Source organism: Pseudomonas sp. REP124 (assembly GCF_020164475.1).
In the GTDB taxonomy this organism is placed as follows: domain Bacteria; phylum Pseudomonadota; class Gammaproteobacteria; order Pseudomonadales; family Pseudomonadaceae; genus Aquipseudomonas.
The window spans coordinates 1-5388 of the sequence record NZ_JAIQWX010000242.1 but is presented as its reverse complement, the minus strand read 5'-3'; the positions used below and the strand labels follow the sequence as shown (position 1 = coordinate 5388).

Below are 5388 nucleotides of genomic sequence, written 5' to 3'. Positions count from 1 at the left end.
AGCGAGGCTTGCCCGCGAAGGCGATGTATCAGGCAAAGAAATCTTTCAGAAGGTATGGAACAGCATCAATCCACCCTCGGCATCCGGGCTGGCATCGGAAAACCCCTTGACCGCATACAGCTGGACTTTCCACTCATGATTGAGCCTGTGGGTGAGGAACAGGGTCAGTTCCTGAATCTGCGAACCGGTGGAGACAACCCTATCCCGCCAGTCATAGGAAAGCCCCGCCGATGTGCGGGTGGCCACGGGCATGGCAAAACCCAGAGTGGCAAAGAACGGGTCGTCGAAATCGGTACCCGTCGGGTCACCGTACTTCTTCCAGCCCAAAGTGGCGAAGCCGGTCACCCGGCCGAAGCCCTTGGCCACGTCGACCTGGGCGGTGTAGTCGGTCTTGCCGGTGCCCAGGCACTGGTCTTCATCGGCGGTGGGAAACTTGACCTTGCCGATCAGATCCACCAGCAGCCCGCCTTCACTGCCATCGAGCACCGCGTAATCGACGCTGGTGACGGTATCGCCCATGCCGCTTTCAACGTCCCTGCAACCACCGGGCAACGGATCGCCATCGGGGCCGACTTCGGGGTTGGTGATGCGCAGCCAAGGGACGGTGACCTTGTAGATCATGGGGCCGGTTTCGTACTTGGCCACGACCGGCACGTACCAGATTTCCGAGGTGGTGCCCGTGCCATAGTCGCCGCTGGAGTAATCGACGCCGATGGCGGTGCTGAAGGTATCGGCCAGAGCCGGTACCGAAAGACTTGCCAGCACACTGGCAAAAAGGGAAAGCATGGGTCTCATCTTCACCTCAAGTCCTGTCGAGAACTGTGATCGGACTTACCCAGCCTAGTTGCTTATTGACCGGTTGTAGAAATGACTGCGCCGCTCACTGGCGGCCTGATCGATCCGGACGTTCTGCCTTCTCGGTTTTCTCGACTTTCTCTACCTTCTCGGGCTTTTCGATCTTCTCCACTGTTTCGGGTCGTTCGACTTTCTCAACGCGCTCCGGGAGTTCTACTTTTTCCACCTTCTCGACCTTTTCCGGTCGCTCTACTTTCTCTACTTTTTCGACCTTCTCCGGTCGCTCCACTTTCTCTACTTTTTCAACTTTTTCCGGTCGTTCCACCTTCTCGACCTTTTCCACTCTTTCTACTTTTTCGACCTTCTCGACCTTCTCGACTTTCTCTACCTTTTCGACTTTTTCAACCTTCTCTACCCTCTCGACCCTGTCAGACGGCCCGCTATTGTCGATTCTCTCGACTTTTTCAATCTTGTCGGACGGTCCGCTGTTGTCGATCCTTTCAGGCTGCTCAACCTTCTCACCGCGCTCGGACTTGCCTGACTTGTCCACCGATTCGGACTTGCCGCTTTCACTGCGGTCGACGTGATCGCTGCCGCTACCCTTGCCACTGCGATCATCGAGGCTTTCATTGCGATCCCTTGAGTCGCCGCTTCCATGACCGCTACTGCTGCGATCATCTGCGTTATTGGAGCCGCGCGAATCATCGGAGCCATGCCCCGAATCCTGCCCGGTGCCACGCTCCATCCGACCGCGCCCCGAGTTATCGATGCGTTCATTGTTGAACTCGACACGGGTTGCCCGCACTTCTCGACCACCACTGAACACCCCGCTCACCCGCACCCGTTGATCCACGGCCAATGCTGCGGAGCCCTCGCCGACAAACACGGTGTCGCGACCCAGTTTCACGTTGAAGCCGCCCACCACCACGCGACCATCCTGCTTGCTCTGCACAAGCCCTTCGATGACGGCTTCGCGCACCCGACCGGCAAACGGCAGGCTCGGATCGGGACGGCTTTGCGCCACTTCCAGCTGGCGACCGGACCACTGGCCACGCACCAGCACTTCCTGAGACGGGGCCACACGAGTGCCCAGTTTCAGCCCTTGCAGCGTGCCGGTGCGATCGACTGTACCGATGGCGCTGGCTTCCTTGAGGCCCGGCGCCCGTTCGATGCGGCTGGCCACCACTTGACCCTGGGCATCACGCAAACCGCTGACCCGCACCGGATCGCCCGGCCGCAGCCCTTCGGCAACCCGGGCGCCTGCCGCCAGGCGCACCGGTTGTCCCATGACCCGCAGCGGCGCCCTGGCATTGGGCAGCGCCGTCAGCGGGCCTTCATAGACGTTGATGATCGAAATGCGCCCGGCCTGCAGGCCGCGCTTGGTCGGGAAGGCTTCCACGGCCACCACCTGACCGATCGCCAGATGCTCGCTGCTGGCGGCGACGCCGTTTTCGCTGACGGGCACGTCCTTGCCGAAATGCACTTCCATGCCATTGACGCAGATCGAGGCGAAGCCGGTGATGGTGCCGACGATACCGGTGCCGCCGGTACCACCCGGACTGAAGATCGGTGCGCCGGTGCCGCCCACGCCACCGTTGTCACGATGAATGGCGGGACCGTCCACGCCGGCCGCCACCGCGCCGGTGCCACCGGTGCCGCCAGGACGCTGCCGGGTAACAGGCGCGCCGGCGCCGTTGCCCATGCCGCTGGTTTCGCTGCTGACGCCGGTTCCGCCGGTGCCACCCGGAAACTGCATGCCGGTTGCACCGGCCATGCCCACTTCATCGCGGCTCACACACGCCGGCGCTGCGTCCACCCACGCCGAAGTCACCGGGTTCAAACCCAGCACCAGGACGAGCGTGACGGCACTGAAGCAGCGCTTGAGGGAAATCATGGTGCGGGTTTCACCGGCGAATGGGGCTCTGTGGGCTCAGTGTAGAAATAAAGTCCGATGGTGATGCGCTGGCGTTTGTCGATCGCAGGCGTATCCGCGTTTTCCAGATCCGCGGCGAGCCGGCTGAACTCCAGCAGCGTCTGCATGCCCTCGCTGGCCACGGCCTCGCGCAGTTTCTCGACGCTGACCGCACTCAGAGAATCATAGTGCACGCTACGTTCGAAGAGCGGTTCGCCGTCGCCGCTCAGGTTATGCACCGCGGCGCTGGCATGGTCGTGCAGGTTGTGGCCCAGATACGCGGCCTTTTCATCGAAGCCCTTCTGCGGCACGAAGGCCTGGGCTTCAAGGTGCACGCAATCCTGTTCGTCGAGCCGCACCACGCCCAGACGCAACCACTCGTCGAGCACCACCCGTGCGCGGATGTCGGTACTGATTTTCGCCACCAGGGCATCGAAGGAGCAGTCACCACCGGCGCTGGCCAGTCGAGGCAACGGCAATGCGTGACCGGAACGTTTGCAGAATGGCTGGCAGGTGGTCCAGGCGTTGACCAACTGCGCGCCCAGGGTGATGTTTTCCGGCAGGGTCGAGACCGACGCTTCGCTTTCGCTGCGCAGCCGCCGGACATCCTTGCGATGAACCCCGGTCAGCAGGCTGATGCGGCTGTCGCTCGGGGCCTTGTCGTCCAGGCGGAATTCCCGATCGGCCACATCGACGAAGACTTCCTTGAGCAGATCGGCGAACACCGTGTAAGTGACCCCTTTGCGCAGCATCAGGCGCACCAGCGGGCGCATGACCCGGCGCAGGGCACTTATCAGAGAGGGAGGGAGTGTTGGCGATTGCATTCAGCGAATTCCTTGACAGTTGACCCCAGTATAACGACGCGGGAAAAAATCCCATACGAGCTTGTTGCCTTCTTTATCCGGGACAGCTGCAAGGTTTCGCAACGCATGCATTGAATGGGGCGTATTGAATCAGGTTGCATCTCATACAAAACCCGCCCCCGAGGTTTTGTATGAGATCTCATTTATGCGAGTCAGCTGCGACTATTGTCATCCCCCGCTTCGCCCCCGACGTGAACGCCGCGGTCATCACCCGGTTCGCCACCCACATGGTTGCCACGATTATCACCAGGCTCGCCGCCAACATGATTGCCATGGTCGTCGCCAGGCTCGCCCCCAACATGATTGCCATGATCGTCCCCGGGCTCACCGCCCACATGATTGCCATGATCATCGCCAGGCTCTCCACCAGCGTGATTGCCGTGATCGTCACCGGCTTCAGCATGATTGCCGTTGCGTCCGGAATTCGAGTTCCCAGCGTGGTCCGAGCCCGCCGAGCCGTGACCGCTGCCACTGTGGCCGCCACTATCGCCACCATGACCGCCGCCGTTACCGCCACCTCCGCTACCGCCGCCATTTCCACCATGGCCGCCTCCGTTTCCGCCGCCGCCACCGTGACCACCGCCGTTACCGCCACCACCACCGCCTCCGTTACCTCCTCCGCCTCCACCGCCGTGACCACCACCGCCACCGCCGCCTCCTCCACCACCCCCGCCGCCATGTCCGCCACCTTCTTTGGCGTAAGCGCTGGAGTCGTGGGAAATCGAATCAGGAATCAAAACAATGGACGCCGACAGCACACCACCGATGGCCATCGCCAATAGAGCCCGTTTGAACACTGCTTGAACTTGCATATTCCGCCTCCTGGTCATTACCGCGAGAAACGTCGAATCAAGTCGGGAATGGTCTTAATTTTTGTTGGAATTCTGTGCGTGGGATATTTTCCCACATCGAAAAACTAGACCCGTTTGGACGCACGTTCAAGGGGCGCAGGGAAAAGCCGACCGGTGGTTGGTCGGGTTGCCGCTGGCTGCCTGATACCCCGAGGTGTTCTGGCGTTCATCGCGAGCAGGCTCGCTCCCACAGGTTTTGTGGTGGATGCAAAACCTGTGGTCGACCCTGAATTTCTGTAGGAGCTGTCGAGTGAAACGAGGCTGCGATCTTTCAGGATCAAAAGATCGCAGCCTGCGGCAGCTCCTACAGGGGTTGTTGTTTGATCATTTGATCAAATGAAAAATCTGGATGAATGTTTTGATGATTCGAACCCCCCGAAAACCGGCTCAACGCCCGTGAATCCGGGGCGATTTTCATGGCGCGGTTTGTGCGTAGCCACTGTCAGGACTCCCGACAAAAGCGCAGCCGGCCATGAACACCTTCCTTCACACCGCTTCACCCTGGGTCGACCTGAACGGGTCGTCATTGGTCGACGCAGCGCCCGGCAGTCACCTGATCACCTCCCGTAACGGCTATACCCACCACGGCATCTATCTGGGAGAAGGCAAGGTCATCCATTACGCCGGCATGTGCGGCGGTTTTCAGACCGGTCCGATCGAGATCATTTCCCTGAGCCGCTTCGCCAATGGCAGGCAAGTCAGCGTAAGAAGCCACGCCAAAGCCGGCTTCGCAGCGGCGCAGGTGCTGGAGCGCGCGCTCTCCAGAGTTGGCGAGGCCCGCTACCGGCTGCTGACCAACAATTGCGAGCACTTCTGCTACTGGTGCCTGTTCGGGAAAAGCCAGAGCCCGCAGGTGCGCGAAGGCCTGCGTCATCCGCTCAAGGCTCTCAAGCTGCTCATGCAGGTCCGGTTCTGGTGGAATTGCGCAGGTGCCGTGTAGGAGCTGCCGCAGGCTGCGATCTTTTGA

General features: G+C 60.9%; 5 protein-coding genes. 1 reads left to right on the top strand and 4 read right to left on the bottom strand.

All coding sequences use genetic code 11. The features are described from left to right. Nucleotides 1-45 precede the first annotated feature (45 nt). The 4 genes from K9857_RS29485 to K9857_RS29470 all read right to left on the bottom strand — a co-directional run bounded on the left by K9857_RS29485 (nt 46) and on the right by K9857_RS29470 (nt 4382). Nucleotides 46-795 (bottom strand): hypothetical protein, encoded by a 750-nt coding sequence (locus K9857_RS29485; RefSeq protein ID WP_224541970.1) that lies wholly within the window; start codon nt 793-795, stop codon nt 46-48. Nucleotides 796-880: 85 nt separating this feature from the next. Next, complete coding sequence (locus K9857_RS29480; protein WP_224541968.1) at nt 881-2689, bottom strand: DUF5666 domain-containing protein; 1809 nt, start codon at nt 2687-2689, stop codon at nt 881-883. Next, a complete protein-coding gene (locus tag K9857_RS29475; protein ID WP_224541966.1) occupies nt 2686-3531 on the bottom strand; it encodes a DUF6502 family protein in 846 nt (281 codons plus the stop codon). The genes K9857_RS29480 and K9857_RS29475 overlap by 4 nt, the downstream gene beginning before the upstream one ends. 191 nt (nt 3532-3722) lie before the next feature. Next, nucleotides 3723-4382, bottom strand: coding sequence for a hypothetical protein (locus K9857_RS29470; protein WP_224541964.1), 660 nt, complete (start codon nt 4380-4382; stop codon nt 3723-3725). Nucleotides 4383-4893: 511 nt separating this feature from the next. Between K9857_RS29470 and K9857_RS29465 the strand changes: the two genes are divergently transcribed. Next, entirely contained in the window at nt 4894-5361 is a 468-nt protein-coding gene (locus K9857_RS29465; RefSeq protein WP_224541962.1) for a lecithin retinol acyltransferase family protein, read from the top strand. Nucleotides 5362-5388: the final 27 nt, after the last annotated feature.

What these genes read in the sequence shown, in the direction of transcription:
- K9857_RS29480 (WP_224541968.1), bottom strand. Translation starts at nt 2,689, where the DNA reads ATGATTTCCCTCAAGCGCTGCTTCAGTGCCGTCACGCTCGTCCTGGTG.
- K9857_RS29485 (WP_224541970.1), bottom strand. Translation starts at nt 795, where the DNA reads ATGAGACCCATGCTTTCCCTTTTTGCCAGTGTGCTGGCAAGTCTTTCG.
- K9857_RS29470 (WP_224541964.1), bottom strand. Translation starts at nt 4,382, where the DNA reads ATGCAAGTTCAAGCAGTGTTCAAACGGGCTCTATTGGCGATGGCCATC.
- K9857_RS29475 (WP_224541966.1), bottom strand. Translation starts at nt 3,531, where the DNA reads ATGCAATCGCCAACACTCCCTCCCTCTCTGATAAGTGCCCTGCGCCGG.
- K9857_RS29465 (WP_224541962.1), top strand. Translation starts at nt 4,894, where the DNA reads ATGAACACCTTCCTTCACACCGCTTCACCCTGGGTCGACCTGAACGGG.